Raw genomic sequence first — 21,934 nt, forward strand, 5'->3', positions numbered from 1 at the left:
TGGATAAATTTCATCGCTTTGGCTTGCGGTGTCTTATGAGAAGGAAAAGAAAATGACGATTAATCTGCATCGGCCAGATATCGCGGAATTGAAGCCACGCATTACCGTTTTTGGTGTTGGAGGTGGTGGCGGGAATGCCGTGAATAATATGATAAATGCTGGTCTTCAGGGAGTTGACTTTGTTGTTGCAAATACGGATGCACAGGCTTTGGCTATGTCAAAGGCTGAACGTGTTATCCAACTTGGGGCAGCTGTGACAGAAGGTTTGGGTGCTGGGGCTTTGCCGGAAGTTGGACAAGCGGCGGCAGAGGAATGTATTGATGAAATTATTGATCATCTTGCAGACTCTCATATGGTTTTCATTACTGCTGGTATGGGGGGAGGAACTGGAACAGGAGCTGCTCCCGTTGTTGCTCGCGCAGCGCGTGAAAAAGGTATTTTGACTGTTGGTGTTGTGACAAAGCCGTTTCAGTTTGAAGGCGCACGTCGTATGAAAACGGCAGAGGCTGGTATTGAAGAATTACAAAAGTCTGTCGATACATTGATTGTTATACCCAATCAAAATCTTTTCCGTATTGCAAATGATAAGACAACGTTTGCTGATGCTTTTGCTATGGCTGATCAAGTGCTTTATTCTGGTGTTGCTTCCATTACGGATTTGATGATTAAAGAGGGTTTAATTAACCTTGATTTTGCTGATGTTCGTTCTGTTATGCACGAAATGGGGCGAGCCATGATGGGAACGGGTGAGGCATCTGGTGATGGGCGTGCTTTGGCTGCGGCTGAAGCTGCTATTGCAAACCCACTGTTGGATGATACCTCTATGCGTGGGGCGCGTGGTTTACTGATTTCTATTACAGGTGGTCGTGATATGACTCTCTTTGAGGTTGATGAAGCTGCTAATCGTATTCGTGAAGAAGTGGATGCTGATGCGAATGTGATCTTTGGCGCTATTGATGATGAGTCATTGGAAGGTGTTATTCGTGTTTCTGTGGTTGCCACCGGTATTGATCGTGAAGTTAGTGATGTTGTTCAGTCCTCTCATCCTCAGATTCAAAGACCTGCTTCTTCAATACGCAAGAGCGATCCTGGAACGTCACACAGTTCTTTTCATGTTCAGTCATCGCCTCTGCGTTCTGAGTCAATGGTAGAAGTGATCGAATCACTTGAAATAGAGAAGGGTAAATCAACCGGAGAACAGTTCCGTCCCAAAAGTCAAATTTTTGCACAACCTGCAGAAGCAATGACGACACGAAGTGCCACGAATGCTGTTGCGTATGGTTCAAATGCTGTTCAGGAACAGAGATCCAATGTGCCTCGTATGCAAGTAAGCCGTGGTTCTCAACAGGCGATGACGGCTCCTGTGAGTATGGAGGCAACAGCACATGTTCTTGATGAGATGACAGGGGTTGTGAAGCAAAAAGAAAAGCCAGTGCAACCAAAACAAATGCAACAAATGCAAGCGCGCGCTCCAATGCGTATGCCTGAGTTAAAGGATTTTCCTCCTGTTGCTCATGGACAAAGTCAAAGAACATTTGTGACTGATCAAGGTCCTCGTAATCTTTGGCAGCGTTTGAAACAGAGCTTGACACATCGTGAAGAAGCTGAGCCAGAAGCGAGGCTGGAGCCTGCTGTTAGATCATCTCAGCAGAAAGAGTCTCATGTTTACAATAAAAATTCTCAGGCGCTTTCTCAAGATGCTTCTGTGTATGTTCCACGTCGTTCTGGTGAGCTGCACCCTCAGGTACCACAAGATCAACGTACTTTTATAAGTGAAGAAGATCAGTTGGAAATACCAGCATTTTTACGTCGTCAGGCAAATTAATTGATGAAAAGTGAGATAAAGTAAGAAAAATTATTATTTCTTTAATGATCAGTCAAAAATTATACAGTAAAATATATTGCTGTTTTTTTGATAAAATACTTTGTTTTAAAAAAAACCGCTTATTATAAGCGGTTTTTTTTTATTATTTACTATGAATATTCTTTATAATTTTATAAATTTTGTTAAAAGATGTACAAGCAATTTAATAAAATGATTATGATGAATTTAGTACCAAAATATCAGTCTACTCTTAAAAAAGCAGTAACATTTAAGGGGATTGGCGTTCACAGTGGCTGTTTGTCAGTGGTAAAGGTTTGTCCAGCGGATGTTGGGTGTGGTATTGTTTTTAAGCGTTGTGGATTAGACGGAACAGAGAAAATATTTCAAGCTCATGCATCGCAAACAGGAGAAACTGAATTATCAACAGTACTTGGAGATGGAGATGTAAGGGTTGAAACAATTGAACATTTGATGGCAGCAATTGCTGCTTATAATTTGGATAATCTTGTTATTGAAGTGTCACATAATGAGATTCCTATTTTGGATGGTTCAGCGTGGCTATATTGCCAAGCTTTTGAAGATGTTGGTATTGTACAGCAAAATGCGTTGCGTTCTTATTTCATTATAAAAAAGCCGGTGCGAGTTGAAGGATCTCATGGTGTTGCAGAGCTTTTGCCATTCGATGGACGTCGTTTTGATATAACGATCTCTTTTCCTTCTTCTGCTATTGGTAAGCAACATTTCAGTTTTGATCTTACCACACGAGGGTTTAGGGATGATTTGTCACGTGCGCGCACTTTTGGTTTTATCAAAGACGTGGAAGAATTAAGGCTTTCTGGAAAGGCGAGAGGTGCTTCTTTGGAAAATTCTCTTGTTATCGACCTTAATGATAAAATTTTAAATCCCGATGGTCCTTATTGGGAGAATGAATGTGTTCGGCACAAGATGCTTGATGCGATTGGTGATACTGCTTTGCTGGGAGCACCTTTTATTGGATTATTTCGTTCTTATTGTAGTGGGCATAGAATTAATGCGCAATTGGTGAAAGCTGTTTTGGCAGACGAATCATATTACCAAAAAAGCTTTTTAGGGAAAGAGTAAAAGAAAATTGACAAGATTTTTTTATCGTTTATTTGATTTTTAAGGGGATGATTGACCTAAACTGCTAAATTGGTTATGTGGATTTTAAAGTGATATGGTATAAAAACTTTAATAAATTGTTTTTGCTACAAGGTGATATTCTCTGGAGGCCGGAAAAACTATGAAAAAATCTCATGTGTGCATTGGAAATATGACATATAGAAAATCTAACATTGTACGCAAGATATTGGGGGTGGTACTTTTAGGAAGCACCTGTATGTTAGCGGGATGTCTCTTTAAAGAGAAAAAAACCCTTGATCCATCTGCTTATGTTTTGAAAATAGAGCCACCAGATGTTCTCTATAATCAGGCGCTTGCTAGCCTTGAAAGTGGGCGGCTTGGGGATGCATCGAAGAAGTTTTTGAAGATTGAAAAACAGTACGCTTATACAGACTGGGGGCGTAAATCTTTGGTCATGGGTGCTTTTACTAATTATCGACTCGGAAAGTATGATGATTCAATTAGTATGGCTCAACGCTATATTACTCTTTATCCAGGGTCGACTGACTCGGCTTATGCGTATTATATTATTGGTCTTTCTTCTTTCCGTCGGATTCCTGATGTTACACGTGATCAACGTGATACGAAACGTGCTATTGCTGCTATGCAGCTTCTTATAGAGCGTTATCCTAATTCTGAGTATGTCAAGGATGCTAAGGATAAAATCCGTTTTGGTCGCGAACAGCTGGCTGGTAAAGAAATGCAGATTGGCCGTTATTATGAAGAGGGGCGGCGTTACCTTGCGGCAAGTAGACGGTTTCGTACCGTGGTTGAAGAGTATTCTGATACAAATCAAATTGAAGAAGCGCTTTTCCGCTTGACTGAGGTTAATCTTGCTCTCGGCTTAACGGCGGAAGCACAGACGGCAGCAGCTATTTTAGGACGTAATTATCCCAAAAGTGAGTGGTATAAATTTTCTTATAATCTCTTGCAGAAGAATAAAATATCGCCACGTGAGCATAAATCTTCTTGGATCTCAAATGCTTTAGGTGGTGATAAGAAGAGGGTACGTTGATTCTCTATGTTGGTACAGCTTTCGATTCATAATATTGTTTTGATCGAAACGCTTGATATTCATTTTACGGCGGGGTTGACGGTTTTAACTGGAGAAACAGGTGCGGGGAAGTCTATTCTCCTTGATGCTTTATCACTTGCTCTAGGGGGGCGGGGTGATGCTTCGCTTGTGCGTCATGGTGCTGACCGCGGGCAGGTCACAGCTGTTTTTGATGTGTCTGTTTCACATCCTGCACGTCAACTTATTCGTGAGAATGGTCTTGATGATGAGGGTGATATTATTTTACGGCGTGTGCAATCAAGTGATGGACGTAGCCGTGTTTTTATCAATGATCAGGTGTCTAGTGTTGCATTGATGCGGAGTGTTGGCCGTTTGCTGGTTGAAATCCATGGACAACATGATGATCGTGCGCTTGTTGATGTTGCTACACATCGCCAATTATTAGATGCCTTTGGTGGTCTTGAAGATGAAGTGGAAAATTTGCGTCAGTGTTATCACTCATGGCGTGAATTTGAGGAGCGTTTGCAACGGCAGCGTCTTAAAGTAGAGAGTGCCGTACGTGAGGTTGATTATCTTCGTGCGTGTGTAGAAGAGCTTGAAAAGCTTGATTTTAAAGTTGGTGAAGAGGAAGCTCTTTCTCTTCGTCGTGCTGATATGCTTAAATTAGAAAAAATAGCGACAGATATTAAAGAAGCGGATGATCTTTTAACGGGTCAAAAATCACCAATCCCAGTACTTTCTAATTTGGTGAGGCGTTTGGAGCGGAAAATTCCTGAGGCGCAAGAACTTATTGTACCAGTGGTGAAATCTATTGATGAGGCATTGCATGCACTTGCAACAGCACAAGAAGGTATTGAGACGGCAATACGAGCATTAGATTTTGAACCTGATGAATTGGAACGGATAGAAGAGCGTCTTTTTTCTCTTCGGGGTTTTGCTCGTAAATATCAAGTTTCAGCGGATGAATTGATTCAGTTACGCGATAAAATGGATGCAGAACTCGCTGATTTTGAAGAGGCTCAGACTATATTGACACGCTTTGAAGATGAGGCAAGACAAGCACAAAAAAAATATGATATGTTAGCGCAAGCGTTGTCAATAAAACGTCAAGAGGTTGCAAAGCACTTGTCTGAAAGCGTGATGACTGAGCTACCGGCATTGAAATTAGAGAGGGCTGAATTTATTGTTGAAATGCAAAGTGATATGGAAAAGCGGAGTGCAGAGGGATGTGATCGTGTTGAATATTGGGTACGAACAAATCCTGGCACACGGGCCGGTCCCATGCTTAGTGTGGCTTCTGGCGGTGAATTATCTCGTTTTTTGCTGGCATTAAAAGTTGTTTTATCTGATCGAGGATCAGCACCGACGCTGATTTTTGATGAAATTGATACAGGCGTTGGGGGGGCTGTTGCAGCGGCTATTGGGCAACGGTTGCAACGCTTATCAGAACATGTCCAAGTTTTCGCTATTACGCATGCTCCACAGGTTGCATCGAAAGCGCATGGTCATTTTCTTATTTCAAAAATTGAGAGTCATGATAAAGGACGCTTTGTTACTGCGATTCATAAAATGGAAGAGCATGAGCGTGCAGAAGAAATTGCCCGTATGTTGGCTGGAGAACAGATTACTGAAGAAGCGCGTGCAGCGGCTCAAAAGCTTCTAGCATAAAGGTAATTAGTCAGCGATAAAAATACTGGAAAGCTTGTATTTATTGAGATTCACTTGATGAGGATGCGTGTGGAAATCCTTGTGGCAGTGCTTGTAATTTGGAATAGATTTTATGAACAAAGATGCAGATAAAAATCTCACAGCTGTTGAAGCAGAACGTGAATTAGAGTGGTTGGCAAAAGAAATTGCACGTCATGATGTGCTTTATAATCGTGATGATCAGCCTGAAATTTCTGATGCAGAATATGATGCTTTGCGCCGCCGTAATGCAGAAATTGAAGCTCTTTTTCCAGAGCTTATACGTATTGATTCTCCTTCACATAAAATTGGGGCACCAATTTCTGAAAAGTTTGAAAAATCTGTTCATGCACAGCCTATGCTTTCACTTGATAATGCGTTTAGCTCTGAAGATGTTAGTGAATTTGTTGAGCGTATTCGTCGTTTTTTACGGCTTCCAGAAACACAAGTGTTGGAAATAACAGCGGAGCCAAAAATTGATGGTTTATCTTTGTCTTTACGCTACGAAAAGGGGCGGCTTGTGCGTGCGGCAACGCGTGGGGATGGAACTGTCGGTGAAAATGTGACGGCAAATGCCCGAACAATTGCTGATATTCCACAAGTTTTACAAAGTGATTTTCCTGATATCATTGAGGTTCGCGGTGAAGTTTATATGGGGCGGGAAGATTTCCAAGCACTGAATATCAGCCAACAAGAGAAGGGAAAGTTAACTTTTGCCAATCCTCGAAATGCGGCGGCTGGTTCACTCCGTCAGCTTGATTCACGGATAACCGCTAGCAGAAAACTTCAATTTTTTGCTTATGCTTGTGGTGAGGTGAGTGAAATATTGGCAGAAAGTCAAATGGAGATGATGAAAAAGCTAAAAGAATATGGCTTTGTTATCAATCCATTAACAAAAGTCTTTAAGACAGTAAAAGAAATTATTTCGTATTATCACGATATCGAAGAATGCCGTCATTCTTTAAGCTATGATATTGATGGCATTGTTTATAAGGTTAATGATTTGATGCTCCAAAAGCGTTTGGGGTTTGTTTCTCGTTCGCCGCGTTGGGCTATCGCCCATAAATTTCCAGCAGAAAAAGCGATAGCGCTTTTGGAAGATATTGACATTCAAGTTGGTCGCACGGGAGCTTTGACACCTGTTGCACGTCTTACGCCTATTACTGTTGGTGGAGTGGTGGTGACCAATGCTAGTTTGCATAATGAGGATTATATTAAGGGAATTGGTCATAAAGGAGAGCCCATTCGTGAAGGACGTGATATCCGTGTAGGCGATAGCGTGATTGTACAACGTGCTGGTGATGTGATCCCTCAAGTTATTGATGTTATCATTGAAAAACGCCCGAAAGATGCTGCTGTTTTTATTTTTCCTCATTTGTGCCCAGCTTGTGGGAGTCATGCTGTTCGTGAAGTGGGAGAAGCCGTGCGTCGCTGTACAGGGGGGCTTATTTGTCCGGCACAAGCGATTGAACGTATTCGTCATTTTGTTTCACGCAATGCTTTTGATATTGAGGGCTTGGGTAAAAAACAAGTGGAGTTCTTTTTCCATGTTCAAGATGAAGCGCTTTGTATTCATACACCAGCCGATATTTTTACGTTACAACGGCGCCAAGAAAAATCTTTGATACGTTTGGAAAATATGGAAGGTTTTGGTACTGTTTCAGTGCGGAAATTGTATGATGCCATTAATGCGCGCCGAGAAATTTCTTTGAGCCGTTTTTTGTTTGCATTGGGGATTCGTCATGTTGGCGAAGTGAATGCACGCCGCCTTGCACGTGCTTATAAAAATTATACAGCTTTTGAGATCGCGGCTATGGAAGCACTTATGCCATGTGATAAGAAAAATGAAGAAGGAAATGAGGCTTGGATGGAGCTTACCAATATCGAAGGAATTGGACCACAGGTAGGGAGCGCAATTGTTGATTTTTATCAAGAAGCGCATAACCGTGAGATTTTATCTGTTTTGCTTGAAGAAGTAACACCTCTTGATGAAGAGCCTATCATAGCAGATTCTTCACCAATAGCGGAGAAGATCATTGTTTTTACAGGAACTTTGTCGCATATGTCACGCGATGAAGCAAAAGCATTGGCAGAGCGATTAGGGGCTAAAACATCTGGTTCACTTTCTAAAAAAACAGATCTTCTTGTTGCAGGACCTGGAGCGGGCTCCAAATTGGCTAAAGCTGAAGAATTAGGTGTTGAGGTTATCGATGAAGAGGTTTGGCTACAGCTGATTGAGAAACATAATATTTAAAGGGTGTTTCCCAGAAGATCGTATACTGTTGATATGATTATCTTTCTTACATTTTTTGGGGGGATGAAATCAAAAAGGGGATAATAGGAGCTGTTTTTTGCAAAAATAGAGCGCCATATACTTTGATATTTATTAAGTTATTAAAATAATTAACGTTGAACTTAAATATTAAACTTAAACTATTATGATGAAGAATATGCAAGGTTATTATTAGTAAAAGATATAAATTATTACTGTGAAGAAAGGTAAAATTTTTGAACAAATATGTAGAATTTAATCCAAAATGCCGTAATAGAAATGTAACGCGGAAGATTACAAAATATAATAAAACATTCCGCTATAAATGAATAAGGGATATAAATGCGAGTTGTTTATTATGTTGAATTTATAAAAGATTACTGGTACCTATACTTATCAGGCATTATTAGATGGTACACTTGTCCAATTTCATTACAAAATTTCGGATATTCGCTAATGCGTCTAGCAGCATAATTTTTTTCCTGACTTCCTTCATCTCTCTCAAATTTCTCAGCATAGGAAATTTCGTTTATTAGAGCTAGTATTTGGATTGAGAATATTTCAGAATTAAATACCATTCGTGCGTATCTAAACATTGGATCTGTCGAGTTCATGACCAAATTTTTTGCCCAAATGAAATCGTTTTCTTTCCAATTATATTGAGAACGTAGCTTATGTATGTAGGTAGGTAGGGATAATGCTGGAAATTTTTTATTGTACTCTCCCTGTAATAAGTCCACAAGGCATGCACACCAAACAACTTTCGCATGGATAAGATTTATATTTTCAGGAATTAGTACTACCATCCCAGGGCTTAGAACATGATATACACCATAACTCTTATTATCCAGATATTTTTTTGCAATTTCTAGGCGCTCTTCGTATATATTATCAGGATATTGTGTCTTTACGTACTCTTCGTATAATTTATCGTACTGATTTGGAGTAATGACTTGATTTTCAGAAAATAAAGCAATAGGAATTCGCTTAAATTTAGTAATTTCCTTCAATACAGAAGGCCCAATATAGTATCCAAATAATAATATTACGGAACAAAATAAAATTATACGCCTTAGGATAGTCACTTTATTTCTAAAATACTGGATAAGGAAAGGATATAGATTACTAAGATCTGTGCTTAAGATTTTGTTAACTAACAAGCTATAAGACACACGTTTTATTGTGTATTTTTCAGAGCATTTGTAAAACTCTGTAGAGAGTTTGAATCTTCTTTATTTACGTGACTGTTTTTGTGTTATCTAGTTTTTCATATCCTCTGTTATTGTTGTTAATTTTTAGCTGAATAACACATTCAGGTCAAAACACATGCCTCCATATATGTTGTTTTTATACTGTGTAGTTGGAAACTATCTATATTGTGGGTAACTTTTTTTCAACAGTAAGTAATAGTCTAGAAAATAATATTTTACTGTTAACTATGCAAATAAATAAAAAACTTTAACGCTGATGTTATCATCATGCTCCTTCTTTTAATTCTAACTTAATTTTATTTCATAGCAGATTCTATTTTATTGTAGCAATATGTATTATAATTAATTACAACTATTGAAAATGATTCAAGAATTAAAATAATATAAATTATCATTGTGAAGCAAACAAAAAGGTAAAATTTATTCGAATAAATATGCAGAATTTTTGAATCCAAACAGCGTAATAAGCTGGTTATAATAGGTGTTTTAGAAATACGATGCGAAGGATTACAAAATATAACGAGAGTTTCCATATAAAGAAACTAGGGATATGGTAGTGTCTAGATGGTAATACCCAAAATAAGCATTACCACGTGCAGGCGTATCTCACTCTGCTTCACCTAGGTCAGTGTTTGCCATATCAGAAAAAACGTGAAGTATCTTGTAGAAATATTTTTTGTATTTCCTGACGCAAGTACATATTTTTCTCTAAAAAAAGACGGTGCTGTTTTTGTAGAAAGGGTAAAAGTTATAGGTTGCTTGATTTAAAGGGGCATTGTTGCTTCTTTTGCCCATTTTTTATCTTCTTCATTTAAGTAAGGTGCATTCATCTGATAAACGCGCGCATGGTAATCATTGAGCCATTGCCGTTCTTCTTGTGTCAAAAGCTCTGGAAGGATTAACCGTCGATCAATGGGGCAATGTGTGAGTGTCTCAAACGAGAGCATTTCTATATCTCCACCATCAATTTTTTGTGCTGGCTTTACTATCATCAAATTTTCAAGACGGATACCAAAAGCACCTTCGCGATAATATCCTGGTTCGTTTGAAAGAATCATACCGGAGATGAGTTCTTGGCATCCTTTGCGGGAAATATTTTGTGGTCCTTCATGAACAGAAAGATAAGACCCAACACCATGACCGGTGCCATGAGCATAATCAAAACCAGCTTTCCACAATGCAATGCGTGCTAGAATATCAATGTCTTGTCCACGGGTTCTTTTGGGAAAGCAAGCAGTTGAAAGAGTAATCATGCCCTTGAGAACAAGAGTGAAACAGCGTTTTTCTTCTTCTCCAATATTCCCAATTGCTACTGTACGTGTGACATCTGTCGTTCCATCACGATATTGGCCACCTGAATCAACAAGATAAAGTTCACCAGCATTGAGTTGTTTATTTGTTTGTGTTGTTACACGATAATGAATAATGGCGCCATTTTCTCCTGCTGCTGAAATTGTATCAAAAGAAAGATCTTTAAGTTTTTCTCCCATTTCGTTTGCTGTATTTATGCGAAATTCTTCTAATTTTTGAGCAGCAGAAATTTCACTTATTGATCCTGGTATTTGTTTATCTAACCAAGAAAAAAAACGGGTTAGGGCAACACCATCGCGTAGATGCGCTTTGCGTGCGCCATTGAGTTCTGTGTCATTTTTAATGGCACGTGGTAGAGCAGCAGGATCGGTAAGTGTGATAAAAGAGCTATTTTTTTCTTCAATAACAGTTCGTAATTTTTCGCATGTTAGCTGTGGATCTAAGGCAAACACGGTCCCTTTTTGAACATACTCTTTGATCTTGGGAATAAGCTGTTCTGGTTCATATAATTTTGCATAACGTTCCAGATATTGTTTCTGTTCTACACCAAGTTTTTTGCTGTCAATGAATAAGGCTGGTGTTTCGTTAAGTGGAATGAGAGCAAAACAAAGGGAAAAAGGCGTGTTGGAAACATCATTGCCCCGTATATTGAATGTCCATGCAATGGAAGAGGGGTCTGTAAAAATAAAAGCATTTGCATGAGTTTGCTGTATATCTTTGTAAATCAAAGCGAGTTTTTCATCTGTATCGCACCCAGCATATTTGAGAGGGTGAATTGATAAGGCAGATTGTGGTAACTTTGGTTGATTATGCCAGAGCAAATCAATGGGATTATGTGGAACTTCTACAAGTTTTCCACCTGCTTTCATTTCTAATGCGTTTCTCAATGCATCGGTGGCAGCAATCGTGTGGAGCCATGGATCAAAGCCAATAGAAAGTTTTTGACCATTTTTTTCAAGCCATTGTGAGGGAGGACAAGTTATGAGATCTTCATAATTAAAAATATCAGGATCAGTTTGTTGGCGAACTTGGAGCTTATATCGCCCATCTGTAAATATGATGGCTTTGTTTTTTAAAATCAGTGCAATCCCAGCTGATCCAGTAAAGCCGGTTAACCAGCTAAGGCGTTGAGCATGAGGGGGGACATATTCTCCTTGATGCTCATCGCACCGCGGAACAAGAAAACCATCGAGTCCAAGGTGATCGAGTTCTTTACGAAGGCAAGAAATGCGTTCTGCTGTATAAGCAGGATTTGTTGTCGCCTCAAAAGATTGATACATAACGACGTCCTTTTCTTTTATTTTATTTCAGATGTATCGTAACCCATCCTTGCCGGTGGTATGTTTCGATATGCTTCATTCCTTGTTTTATATAAGTCTCCAAAACATGGGCATGTTGTTCTTCAAGAATTCCAGAGAGTATAAGTGATCCCCCTTTTTGAAGTGCCTTTACCACTTCTTGCGCAAGTTCAATAAGCGGATTAGCAAGGATATTGGCAACGATGAGATCAAAAGGGGTTCGTGATGCAATTGCATCATGGGCAAAATCTGTTGCTGTAATAGCTGTAATATATTCCTTGACACCATTGAATTCGATATTGTGTTGTGCAACTTGAACAGCAATTGGGTCAATATCGGATGCAAGCACAGGAATTGGTTTGAGCATTGCTATGCCAATGGCTAGTACACCGCTCCCAGTACCAAGATCAAGGGCATTTTTGGGATTTTCGTGTTTCATGACTTTGGCAATCATTTCTAAACAACCGGCTGTTGTTCCATGATGTCCAGTGCCAAAAGCTTGATTAGCTTCAATTTCAATAGGGAGAACATTTGCTGGAATGGCGTTTCGGTTGTGACTTCCATGAAGAAAAAAAGGACCAGCTTGCACAGGTTTTAGTCCTTCTAGGCTTTTTTGTACCCAATCAATGTTGGGTAAAACTTCCATATTAATTTTATCAAAATCTATAGAAAGGATTTGAGCAAAACGTTTCAATGCGTTCTCTTGATTGTCTTGATCGACATATAGAGAAAGCTCATATACAGCATTTTGTTCATCTATCTCTGTGAGAGCAAGAGGATACCCTTCTTCGTCAAAGGCTGTTTCTATAAGGGTATAGAACCGTTCTGCTTCATTTTTAGAAGCAGTATAATAGAGGCGAATTTGTTGCGACATGCTGTTCTTTCTTTTGATCGGTTTTTTTAGTTTAAGATGAGTTTTTTTAACCGTTCAATGGCGATTTCATCTTTTAATTCGCTATCGCTTTCTTTCGTGTCATAACGGATAACGCCAGCTAATTTTCCACCTTTTTTGAGTAAAAAAATTGCTGCTGTATGGTTATATGTATAGTTTCCATCTGTTTCAGGGACTTTTTCAGCAACGATGTTGAAAGAATTGACCATTTTATGAACTTTTTCAGGATCTCCGCTGATGCCAACAATTTTATTGTTAAAATTACTGAGATAATCATGGAGTACTTTTGGTGTGTCACGTTCAGGATCAACAGTCACAAACCATATACCTAATTTATCAGCTTCAGGCCCAAGGGCTGTAAGCCATCGATCAAGATTCATCAGTGTGGTAGGGCAGCTTTCAGGACACATAGTGAAGCCGAAAAAAATTATTGAAGGCTTGCTTCGAACATCAGCCTCAGTAATATTTTTTCCATTAGAATCAGTGAGAGTAAAGTTATCACCTAAAGGCTTATTTGTCAGCGTATCATAAATAAAAACACCTGCAAGAAATATGATTGTCAGCCCCAAGATGCGTATTACATTTTTCATAGTTTGACTCTCTTAAATAGATCGAGAAATTGTAACATCGGCAGGTTTGTTTTGCAATGTGTGTTTCATGGTTGATTTTATTGGCTTGATTGGTATGTCTTTCCATATCTATGATGAAACATTGGTGAAAGATGCATGAATATTGAGAACGATCTTCGGTTTCATGAAAGTGAGCCTCGTATCCATACGACGGCACGGCTGCATGGTTGTAAATTAGGGCGCTATGTGGAAATTAATGAGCGGGTGATTTTACGGGATGTAACCGTTGGAGATTTTTCTTATTTAGAACGTAATAGTGAGGCTATTTATAGCGATATTGGGCGTTTTTGTTCTATTGCATCTCATGTACGGATGAATGCGTTGGAGCATCCTATGGAGCGCGTTTCAACGCATAAAATAACCTATCGTCCAAACGAATATTTTCGTTATATGGCATTAGATAGTGGTTTTCGTGAAAGGCGTTGTGCAAAACGTGTTATTATTGGGCATGATGTGTGGATTGGATATGGTGCGGTTATTATGCCTGGGGTGACTATTGGTCATGGCGCTATCATTGGCGCGAACGCTGTTATAACGAAAGATGTTTTGCCTTATACGATTGTCGTTGGGGTGCCTGCTAAACGGTTGCGGATGCGTTTTCCCAATAATGTGATAGAATGCCTTTTAGATATGGCTTGGTGGGATTGGCCGCTTGATAAAATTCACAACGCATTGCCTGATATGCAAAATTTGCCCATTGAAGCCTTTGTTCGTAAATGGAAATGACATTCAGAATAAAATAAAGTGGTTTCTTGAAAAAACTGATCGTGGTTTACTTGTAATTAAGCTTTGTTTACAAAATTGTCTAGTACACGCTTTTCTCCGGCTTTTTCGAACATTATTGTCAATTTATGATCGTCTATTGCTGTAATATGACCATAACCAAATTTTATGTGAAAAATCCGATCATTGACAGAAAAATCTGATGGTGCATGAGAGATTGATTGAGAGATAACTTTCCCTTCAATATTCTTGTTTTTTTGTGCACGCTTTTGTCTTGCTGTTGCATAGTCAGTATAAAAGGAATCGTGATGTTGAAAGGAAGATTTTCCATAACCACCATAGGATGTTTCCATTTCTACAACTTCTATATGTTCTGCTGGTAATTCATCTAGAAAACGGGAGGGAAGAGCAGGTTGCCAAAGTCCATGAATTCTTCGATTAGATACAAACCATATATGCAAATGTTTTTTTGCTCTTGTTAGACCTACGTAAGCAAGGCGCCGTTCTTCTTCTAATCCTGAACGTCCACCTTCATCTAATGAGCGTTGGTGGGGAAAGAGTCCTTCTTCCCAACCTGGAAGAAAAACTGTTTCAAATTCAAGTCCTTTGGCTGAATGAAGTGTCATGATGTTGACTGCATCCATATTTTCATTATTTTCCGTTTCCATAACGAGTGCAACATGTTCCAAAAAACTTTGAAGATTTTCAAATTGTTCCATGGAACGAATCATTTCTTTAAGATTTTCTAGTCTTGTAGGAGCCTCTGGTGAGCGATCTTCTAACCACATGGTTGTATAACCAGAATCATCAAGGACGATTTCGGCAAGTTCTCTATGAGGAGTGTCTTGAAGCATATTTTGCCAGCGGCGGAAGCTTTCAATGAGGCTTCGTAACGCACTGCGTGCCTTAGGCTTTAATTCATCTGTTTCAATGATGTCAGCGGCAGCAGAAAAGAGAGGAACAGCACGTGCACGTGCACTCTCATAAAGAATGCGCAGGGTTGCATCTCCTATGCCGCGTTTTGGTGTATTAATAACACGCTCAAAAGCTAAATCATCAGTAGGTTGGACAACAACGCGTAAATAAGCCATGGCATCACGTATTTCCATTCGCTCATAAAAACGAGGACCACCAATGACGCGATAATTAAGGCCAAGTGTTACAAAGCGATCTTCAAATTCACGCATTTGAAATGATGCGCGTACCAATATAGCCATATGATTTAATGCATGACCGGTTTGTTGTGCGCGTTCGATTTCTTCTCCGATTGCTCGTGCTTCTTCTGCCGAATCCCATGCTGAATGAATTTTTACCTTTTCTTCCTCACTCTTTATTTGAGCAGAAAAAAGGACTTTTCCCAGCCTTTCTTCATTATGAGCAATGAGATGGGAGGCGGTTTTGAGAATATGGGATGTTGAGCGATAATTGCGTTCTAGACGAATAATTTTAGCAGAAGGAAAATCTTTTTCAAAACGTAATATGTTTTCGACTTTTGCACCACGCCATCCATAAATGGATTGATCATCATCGCCAACACAACAAAGATTAACATGTTGACCTTGAGGATGTTGGGCCAAAAGGCGAAGCCAAAGATATTGTGCTGTATTTGTATCTTGATATTCATCGACAAGAATATAACGAAATTGAGAATGATATTCGCGAAGAATATCTGGATTATGTTGGAAGATAGAGATAGAATGAAGTAGAAGGTCACCAAAATCACAAGCATTAAGATCTTTTAATCGATTTTGATAATTGTGATAAAGTTCACGTCCCATGCCGTTACCAAAGGAATGAGCATCACTTTTTGAGATATGTTTTGGTGAAAGTCCTTGATTTTTCCAAGAATCAATCATCATGGCAAGGTTTCGTGCGGGCCAACGCTTATCGTCTAATCCTTCAGCTTGAATAAGCTGTTTTAAAAGTCGAAGAACATCATCGCTATCGAGAATTGTAAAGTTTCTTTTTAAATCAACAAGTTCTGCGTGACGGCGTAAAATTTTAGCGCCAGTGGAATGAAAGGTTCCAAGCCAAGGCATACCTTCAACAACTTCTCCAATAAGTTCACCAATACGTATTTTCATTTCACGTGCTGCTTTGTTGGTGAAAGTGACAGCAAGTATTTGCTGAGGAGAGGCAAGTCCAGAGCGTAAAATGTGAGAAATACGGGTTGTTAAAACGCGCGTTTTTCCTGTACCAGCACCTGCAAGAACTAAAAGAGGTCCCTCAGTATTCATAACAGCTTGTTGCTGTTCTGGATTGAGTCGTTCTAAATAATCTGTGTTATATGATTTTTGTTCTTTTAGAGTATGGGAGAAAAAACCAGAGCTCTTCTTATCATGGTCTGGAGGGGAATCTTCTTCAAAGAAAGGTATGTTGTGATCAGAAAAATTACTCATTATCTCTCTTTTGTAGTCTTTTTTTTATTGAAGTTCTAGATTAAAAAAACTTCTCTTAAAAAGTCACAACAGTTTCAGTTAAACAGACAGAAAGAGAACGTAAAAAAATAAGCACAAACATTAAAGGCGCTGGGTGAGAACGCTTTGAAGGGCATAAACGCGTAACGAAGCTGAAAGATTTACTTGTTGTGGTCTTTTGCTATCAATATCGGTGATAATAAAGGCTAAAGATTGTCCTTTTTGGCGGGCTATATCTTTTAGAATATCTAAAAATGGTGGTTCTAAAGAGACGCTTGTTGCGTGTCCATCAACGCGAACAGATATCTTTCGTGGAATGACTTTTGACCAATCGATAGAATTATTTTCGTGCATTTTTCCACCTTTATTCGTCGTTTCGTAAACGATTTTGATCAAGAAATTTTTGCGTTTTTAAAGATTTTTGTTGCTCAAAATTTTTTTCAGTTTTTGTTCGTCCAAAACGATAACGATTTTGCTCAGCACGAAGAGATTTTTCTGTACGTTTTTTTTGTTTTCGAAATTGGCGAAGATTAATCAATTCAGTCATGAGAAAAATTATTTTTTCCGAAAGGAATCTAAAGAGACAACATCAGCACTTTGACTTTGTTTTGCATCGTTATTTGAAGGTTCTTTGTTTGTACTGAGATTTTGTTCTTTTGTAAGCGTATTTTCTATTTTTTGTTTGTTTGATAAGGTAATGGGCGTAGTTGAGGTATTTTCTGAATTTTCACTTTCTCCAGAGGTCAGATTTGAGGGCAGATCAAATGCTGCTTCAAATGCTGCTACAGGATCATAAAAGACCTGAATGGAAGTAAAAGGAATCACGAGCTTTTCGGTTATTTCCCTGAAAGAGAGGGTTACTTCGAAAGCTGTTTCTGAAACACTGAGATCTCTAAATTGATGTTGTAAGACGATTGTCATTTGCTCGGGATAGCGATTTTTTAGCCGAGGAGAAATTTTAACGCCTGGGGCATTTGTCAAAAAAGTTATAAAAAAATGATGATTTCCCGGAAGACCTGCTTTGGCAACTTCCGATAAAACTTTACGGATAACTCCACGAAGCGCATCCTGAACGAGAATATCGTAACGGATTTGATCTTTAACCATCGAAGTTTATTCCTTTTATTTCACGTAGCAGAATGGGGCGTATTGATATTGTGTGACAGAATATATTTTAAATTAGCAGATTTTTTCTACGATGCACCTCAATAAATCGAATAAATACGAAACTCTATGGTAAATAATGTCTGATAATGTCTGAAAGATCAATCAACAACATTTAAAAAAGTGAAGGCTTCTGTTGCCAGGTGCCTCCGAACCCCGCTTAAACCTGCGACGGTTTAAGGCTCAAATTGAAACATTCACACCACCTTAAGCGGCGAGACGTGCTTCCGCATAGTTGTCATTTGCAACTACTCATTTAGCCCGATAACGGTGGTACAATGCCGAGTAAAAGAGCGATCTTTACACCCTTGTCGATCCTATTTCGCCCCCACCAAAATATAACTTTGGTTTCTTATATTTTGGTGGAGGCGCCGGGTACCGCCCCCGGGTCCAATAGGTTTATTTCACCGTCCATTTATTACCATAGCTGGTAAACCAGCCCTCTAAATATAGATGAAGAACAGTCTTAGGAAAAGGGGGGGTTGTTAATATTTTTAATCCTCTAATTATTTATGGAGCTATATGATGCGGCTGTAAAGTATAGTCCGCTCATTTTTGGAGAGGAGATGATGCAAAATGACAAATAATTTAGCAGATATTAAACTATATGATTCAAATCCCGATGAAGCAGCAGTAGAACGACTTAGCCGTCGTTTAGCTTTAGTGATGAAAAAGCAGGATGCAGCGCTTGTTGCTACATCGGATCCAAAAGAGTTAGAACGTGTTGAAAAATGGGTTCAAGATGTTTTAGAAGCCGATGAGAAGAGTGCTAAAATGGCTGTTTCAAAAGTGGCTGAGATGATGTCTGGAGAGCGTAGAAAAAATCGACTGACTTTTTATTATCTAGTTGCTAAGCACCTTAATGCACTTCATAAAATTTAAACAATATTAAATTTGTGATAATGATAAAAAAGCCCAATTTCTTGGGCTTTTTCGTTGATAAAAAGGGTTAATGTTTTTCATCCTCTTGGAGGTAGCCTCCTTTACGCATACTCGGGACAAAGAGAAGAGCAATGAATGCCATGATCATCACGACGGTTATATAAAAATAAAAGAGTGATTCATGACCGTACTTTTTTAATCCAAGCGCAACGTATTCAGCAGAACCACCAAATAAGGCGTTGCCAATGGCATGAGAGATGCTAACGCCTAATGCGCGTATTGAAGAGGGAAACATTGCTGATTTGACGACACCAGAGATGGATGTATACATGCTCATAATGAAGAGCAAGCCAATAATGACGGAAAAGGCAACCCATATACTATGCGTATTACCGATTATCCAGAGTCCAGGAAATGTAAAGATGACAGAGAGTATACTCCAAATGATAAGTAAAGTTTTTGTTCCAATTTTATCGGCTATGATACCAGCTATGGGTTGGAATAGGATGAAAATAAATAGTACAGCTGTCATAATCGTTGTTGCGGTATGTTTATCAAAGCCGGTGGTTGTGATTAGATATTTTTGCATATAAGTCGTAAAGGTGTAAAATGTGAGTGATCCTCCTGATGCAAAGCATGCAATTACGACAACGGCTTTTGTATGCTTGGTGAGAAGTTCCTTAAGACTGCCAGAGTGTTTGTGAGAGCGGCTTTCTTTCGTGGTTGTTTCGTGGAGAGAACGACGCAGATAAATCGCAATCACTGCCCCGAAACCACCAATCACAAAAGGAATGCGCCATCCCCATGCTTTTAACTGATCTTCAGAGAGATAAGATGCTAGAATAAATATAATGAAGCTGGCAAGAAGTTGACCTGTAATAAGGGTGGCTGATTGGAAAGAAGCAAAAAGCCCACGATGTTTTTTGAGAGCAACTTCGCTCATATAAGTGGCTGCTGTACCATATTCACCACCCGCTGAAAGTCCTTGCATCATCCGAGCTAAAAGTAAAAGGATTGCTGATGTTATTCCTAAGGTTTCATAGGTGGGAAGTATGGCGATGAAAAAAGAGCCACCACACATCATAAAAATGGATATAAGCATCGAGCGTTTACGTCCATAACGATCGGCGACAAATCCTAAAAACCAAGCTCCAATAGGGCGCATAAGAAAGCCAATAAAAAACACACCCGCGGTTTTTAACAGTGGCGTAATCGTATCACCATCGGAGGGAAAGAATTGTGATGCAAAATAAATTGATGCAAATGAGTAAACGTAAAAATCATACCATTCTACGAGATTTCCTGATGCGCTTGCTATAATAGCAAAAACACGTTTTCTTGCATCCTGTGATGCTGAAGTTGTTTCATTTTTCATGAATTGTTCCCCTTTTGGATTTATATTTTATATTTTCTAAACATAATTGTTTATGATTTCCAGAAAAATTCAATTGTATTATAATAATTTCTTAGGGAAACTCTTTAAGATGATTTATTAGAGTTATGTTGTCATTCGTTTTAAGATTTTTACTTGTGTTATAGAATAAAAAGTTATCACGTTGCATTTAAAGGGAGAGAACATTGAAAAGTAGATCAAGATACCTTTAAACTTTATGAGAAGAATGCAATTATTGGCATACCGGAAGATTATAGAAGAGATGGTCTTTATGAGCAGAAAGCCCAAAAACTGAAGACATTTCATAAAGCTTAAATAATGTAAAAGGGGATTTTTGTGTCCTTGCTTATCTTGTTGTATCACCACACATCATTATTTAGGAGGGGGAGGTAAGGCTCAGATAAGGTTTTCCGTATGAGGTGTTTTTCAGATATCATGATAAATATTTAGGGTAGGGCTTGCCTATAGAATCTTATCAAGTAAATTACATAAAGAGGGCAGTAACTATAGACAATTTAAGAGAAACTGAGTTGTTTGTAAGACGAATGCGGGGCAGAATTTTCGTTCTTTGTTAGGATGGAGAGGAGATAAAAAAAGCCCAATTTCTTGGGCTTTTTTTTATCCAGAAAATAAGTTTAATGAAGTCTATCGTCTTTATCGAGATATCCTCCTTTATCTATATCGGGCATAAGAAGAATAGAGATGAGTGCAATGACCATCATACCAACTATGTAAAAAAAGAAAACAGATTCGTATCCCATATTTTTTAATCCAAGCGCTACATATTCGGCAGAACCGCCAAAGAGTGCATTGCCAATGGCAAAAGCAAATCCAACACCAATTGCTCGGATTGAAGCAGGGAACAATTCTGCTTTTATGATACCAGCGATGGACGTATAAAAACTCATAACACAGAGTATTCCAATAATGATTAAGAGTGCTGTCCATGGATTATGGGCATTACCGATCATTTTAAGTACAGGGATAGTGCAGATAATGGATAATAGCCCCCAACTAATGAGTGAAGCTCTTGCTCCAATTTTATCGGCTAGGGAACCAAAAAGGGGTTGGAGTAGCACAAAAATAAAGAGGGCGGCAGTCATTATCGTTGTTGCGGTTTGTTTATCAAAGCCGGTGGTTGTGATCAGATATTTTTGCATATAAGTAGTGTATGTATAAAATGTGAGTGATCCACCAGCTGTAAAGCCAACAACCAAAAAGAAAGCTTTTTTATGATTGCGAAAAAGTTCTCGAAGACTACCAGTATGTTTTTCAGAGCGGCTTTTGTGGGTTGTTGTTTCATGGAGCAAACTACGCAGATAAATTGCAACGATTGCTCCAAAGCCACCAATCACAAAAGGAATACGCCATCCCCACGCTTTTAACTGATCTTCAGTAAGGTAAAGGGCTAAAATAAATATTATAAAACTTGCGAGAAGTTGACCTGAGATCGTTGTTGCATATTGAAAAGAAGCAAAGAGCCCGCGACGATTTTTGGGTGCAACTTCGCTCATATAAGTTGCTGCTGTACCATATTCACCTCCAACGGAAAGTCCTTGAAACATACGGACAAAAAGGAGAAGGAATGCTGCTGCTATTCCCAAGGTTTTATAAGTGGGAAGTATGGCAATGAGAAAAGAGCCACCACACATCATAAAAACAGAAATAAGCATTGAGCGTTTACGTCCATAACGATCCGCAATGAATCCAAAGAGCCATGCTCCAATTGGACGCATAAGAAAGCCAATAAAAAAGATTCCTGCCGTTTTTAACAGTTGTGTAACGATATCTTCATCTTCAGGAAAAAATTGTGAGGCAAAATAAACCGATGCAAAGGAGTAAGCATAGAAGTCGTACCATTCTACCAGATTTCCTGATGCGCTGGACATGATAGCAAAAATACGTTTCCTTGTATCATGTGGGTCTAAAGTTGTTTGATTATTCATGAAGTATTCCCCTTTTAGATTTATAACTTTTCTTCTTTTTAAAGCTATTTACGATGTGCATTATAAAAACGCCATTGTACCATGATAATTTTTCAGGGAAACATAAAGATTTTTTCTAGAGCTATCAGTG

Annotated in this window: 17 protein-coding genes and 1 other RNA gene; 7 read left to right on the forward strand and 11 right to left on the reverse strand. The window is 38.8% G+C overall.

Annotated features, from left to right (window positions below):
• The first annotated feature begins 52 nt into the window (after window positions 1–52).
• The 5 genes from ftsZ to ligA all read left to right on the forward strand — a co-directional run bounded on the left by ftsZ (window position 53) and on the right by ligA (window position 7,920).
• Window positions 53–1,825, forward strand: a complete 1,773-nt coding sequence (ftsZ, locus tag ACFIK3_RS05185) for a cell division protein FtsZ (RefSeq protein ID WP_375631175.1) — start codon at window positions 53–55, stop codon at window positions 1,823–1,825.
• 216 nt (window positions 1,826–2,041) lie between these two features.
• On the forward strand, window positions 2,042–2,926 hold the full coding sequence (gene lpxC / locus ACFIK3_RS05190; RefSeq protein WP_375637669.1) for a UDP-3-O-acyl-N-acetylglucosamine deacetylase: 885 nt from the start codon (window positions 2,042–2,044) through the stop codon (window positions 2,924–2,926).
• A 160-nt stretch (window positions 2,927–3,086) separates the two neighbouring features.
• The gene (locus ACFIK3_RS05195; protein ID WP_273790773.1) at window positions 3,087–3,980 is read left to right on the forward strand and encodes an outer membrane protein assembly factor BamD; all 894 of its coding nucleotides are present in this window, start codon (window positions 3,087–3,089) and stop codon (window positions 3,978–3,980) included.
• A 6-nt stretch (window positions 3,981–3,986) separates the two neighbouring features.
• Window positions 3,987–5,648 (forward strand): DNA repair protein RecN, encoded by a 1,662-nt coding sequence (recN, locus tag ACFIK3_RS05200; protein ID WP_375676343.1) that lies wholly within the window; start codon window positions 3,987–3,989, stop codon window positions 5,646–5,648.
• A gap of 112 nt (window positions 5,649–5,760) precedes the next feature.
• Entirely contained in the window at window positions 5,761–7,920 is a 2,160-nt protein-coding gene (gene ligA / locus ACFIK3_RS05205; protein ID WP_375676344.1) for an NAD-dependent DNA ligase LigA, read from the forward strand.
• A 395-nt stretch (window positions 7,921–8,315) separates the two neighbouring features.
• On the opposite strand, the gene ACFIK3_RS05210 is transcribed toward ligA, so the two are convergent.
• The 4 genes from ACFIK3_RS05210 to ACFIK3_RS05225 all read right to left on the reverse strand — a co-directional run bounded on the left by ACFIK3_RS05210 (window position 8,316) and on the right by ACFIK3_RS05225 (window position 13,240).
• Window positions 8,316–8,948, reverse strand: a complete 633-nt coding sequence (locus ACFIK3_RS05210) for a hypothetical protein (protein WP_375676345.1) — start codon at window positions 8,946–8,948, stop codon at window positions 8,316–8,318.
• 965 nt (window positions 8,949–9,913) lie between these two features.
• The gene (locus tag ACFIK3_RS05215; protein WP_375676346.1) at window positions 9,914–11,740 is read right to left on the reverse strand and encodes an aminopeptidase P family protein; all 1,827 of its coding nucleotides are present in this window, start codon (window positions 11,738–11,740) and stop codon (window positions 9,914–9,916) included.
• A gap of 22 nt (window positions 11,741–11,762) precedes the next feature.
• Complete coding sequence (locus ACFIK3_RS05220; RefSeq protein WP_375637653.1) at window positions 11,763–12,632, reverse strand: 50S ribosomal protein L11 methyltransferase; 870 nt, start codon at window positions 12,630–12,632, stop codon at window positions 11,763–11,765.
• A 26-nt stretch (window positions 12,633–12,658) separates the two neighbouring features.
• Entirely contained in the window at window positions 12,659–13,240 is a 582-nt protein-coding gene (locus ACFIK3_RS05225; protein ID WP_273790767.1) for an SCO family protein, read from the reverse strand.
• Window positions 13,241–13,375: 135 nt separating this feature from the next.
• On the opposite strand from ACFIK3_RS05225, the gene ACFIK3_RS05230 reads away from it, so the two are divergent.
• A complete protein-coding gene (locus ACFIK3_RS05230) occupies window positions 13,376–14,005 on the forward strand; it encodes a DapH/DapD/GlmU-related protein (RefSeq protein ID WP_375643457.1) in 630 nt (209 codons plus the stop codon).
• A gap of 56 nt (window positions 14,006–14,061) precedes the next feature.
• Here the strand turns inward: ACFIK3_RS05230 and ACFIK3_RS05235 are convergent, their stop codons facing one another.
• The 5 genes from ACFIK3_RS05235 to ssrA all read right to left on the reverse strand — a co-directional run bounded on the left by ACFIK3_RS05235 (window position 14,062) and on the right by ssrA (window position 18,062).
• Window positions 14,062–16,401 carry an ATP-dependent helicase gene (locus tag ACFIK3_RS05235; protein WP_375676347.1) on the reverse strand — a complete coding sequence of 780 codons (2,340 nt, stop codon included), beginning with the start codon at window positions 16,399–16,401 and terminating at the stop codon, window positions 14,062–14,064.
• A gap of 120 nt (window positions 16,402–16,521) precedes the next feature.
• Window positions 16,522–16,773 carry a ribbon-helix-helix domain-containing protein gene (locus ACFIK3_RS05240; protein ID WP_273790764.1) on the reverse strand — a complete coding sequence of 84 codons (252 nt, stop codon included), beginning with the start codon at window positions 16,771–16,773 and terminating at the stop codon, window positions 16,522–16,524.
• Window positions 16,774–16,783: 10 nt separating this feature from the next.
• The gene (locus ACFIK3_RS05245) at window positions 16,784–16,966 is read right to left on the reverse strand and encodes a DUF4169 family protein (RefSeq protein ID WP_273790763.1); all 183 of its coding nucleotides are present in this window, start codon (window positions 16,964–16,966) and stop codon (window positions 16,784–16,786) included.
• A gap of 8 nt (window positions 16,967–16,974) precedes the next feature.
• Window positions 16,975–17,526 (reverse strand): SspB family protein, encoded by a 552-nt coding sequence (locus tag ACFIK3_RS05250; RefSeq protein WP_375631167.1) that lies wholly within the window; start codon window positions 17,524–17,526, stop codon window positions 16,975–16,977.
• Between the two features lie 179 nt (window positions 17,527–17,705).
• Window positions 17,706–18,062, reverse strand: a transfer-messenger RNA (tmRNA) gene (ssrA, locus tag ACFIK3_RS05255).
• 97 nt (window positions 18,063–18,159) lie between these two features.
• On the opposite strand from ssrA, the gene ACFIK3_RS05260 reads away from it, so the two are divergent.
• Complete coding sequence (locus tag ACFIK3_RS05260) at window positions 18,160–18,465, forward strand: DUF2853 family protein (RefSeq protein ID WP_375660748.1); 306 nt, start codon at window positions 18,160–18,162, stop codon at window positions 18,463–18,465.
• A 67-nt stretch (window positions 18,466–18,532) separates the two neighbouring features.
• Here the strand turns inward: ACFIK3_RS05260 and ACFIK3_RS05265 are convergent, their stop codons facing one another.
• Complete coding sequence (locus ACFIK3_RS05265) at window positions 18,533–19,840, reverse strand: MFS transporter (protein WP_273790760.1); 1,308 nt, start codon at window positions 19,838–19,840, stop codon at window positions 18,533–18,535.
• Between the two features lie 653 nt (window positions 19,841–20,493).
• Window positions 20,494–21,804: an MFS family transporter gene (locus ACFIK3_RS05270; RefSeq protein WP_375676348.1), complete on the reverse strand. Its 1,311-nt coding sequence runs from the start codon at window positions 21,802–21,804 to the stop codon at window positions 20,494–20,496.
• Between the last annotated feature and the right edge of the window lie 130 nt (window positions 21,805–21,934).

Source organism: Bartonella sp. CB10SXKL (genome assembly GCF_042195515.1).
Lineage (GTDB): Bacteria > Pseudomonadota > Alphaproteobacteria > Rhizobiales > Rhizobiaceae > Bartonella.

Excerpts from the sequence above, each read along its gene's own strand:
- ACFIK3_RS05265 (WP_273790760.1), bottom strand. The coding sequence starts at position 19,840 with ATGAAAAATGAAACAACTTCAGCATCACAGGATGCAAGAAAACGTGTT.
- ACFIK3_RS05260 (WP_375660748.1), top strand. The coding sequence starts at position 18,160 with ATGACAAATAATTTAGCAGATATTAAACTATATGATTCAAATCCCGAT.
- ftsZ (WP_375631175.1), top strand. The coding sequence starts at position 53 with ATGACGATTAATCTGCATCGGCCAGATATCGCGGAATTGAAGCCACGC.
- ligA (WP_375676344.1), top strand. The coding sequence starts at position 5,761 with ATGAACAAAGATGCAGATAAAAATCTCACAGCTGTTGAAGCAGAACGT.
- ACFIK3_RS05230 (WP_375643457.1), top strand. The coding sequence starts at position 13,376 with ATGAATATTGAGAACGATCTTCGGTTTCATGAAAGTGAGCCTCGTATC.
- lpxC (WP_375637669.1), top strand. The coding sequence starts at position 2,042 with ATGATGAATTTAGTACCAAAATATCAGTCTACTCTTAAAAAAGCAGTA.
- ACFIK3_RS05250 (WP_375631167.1), bottom strand. The coding sequence starts at position 17,526 with ATGGTTAAAGATCAAATCCGTTACGATATTCTCGTTCAGGATGCGCTT.
- ACFIK3_RS05245 (WP_273790763.1), bottom strand. The coding sequence starts at position 16,966 with ATGACTGAATTGATTAATCTTCGCCAATTTCGAAAACAAAAAAAACGT.
- ACFIK3_RS05215 (WP_375676346.1), bottom strand. The coding sequence starts at position 11,740 with ATGTATCAATCTTTTGAGGCGACAACAAATCCTGCTTATACAGCAGAA.
- recN (WP_375676343.1), top strand. The coding sequence starts at position 3,987 with ATGTTGGTACAGCTTTCGATTCATAATATTGTTTTGATCGAAACGCTT.
- ACFIK3_RS05220 (WP_375637653.1), bottom strand. The coding sequence starts at position 12,632 with ATGTCGCAACAAATTCGCCTCTATTATACTGCTTCTAAAAATGAAGCA.
- ACFIK3_RS05240 (WP_273790764.1), bottom strand. The coding sequence starts at position 16,773 with ATGCACGAAAATAATTCTATCGATTGGTCAAAAGTCATTCCACGAAAG.
- ACFIK3_RS05195 (WP_273790773.1), top strand. The coding sequence starts at position 3,087 with ATGAAAAAATCTCATGTGTGCATTGGAAATATGACATATAGAAAATCT.
- ACFIK3_RS05270 (WP_375676348.1), bottom strand. The coding sequence starts at position 21,804 with ATGAATAATCAAACAACTTTAGACCCACATGATACAAGGAAACGTATT.
- ACFIK3_RS05235 (WP_375676347.1), bottom strand. The coding sequence starts at position 16,401 with ATGAGTAATTTTTCTGATCACAACATACCTTTCTTTGAAGAAGATTCC.
- ACFIK3_RS05225 (WP_273790767.1), bottom strand. The coding sequence starts at position 13,240 with ATGAAAAATGTAATACGCATCTTGGGGCTGACAATCATATTTCTTGCA.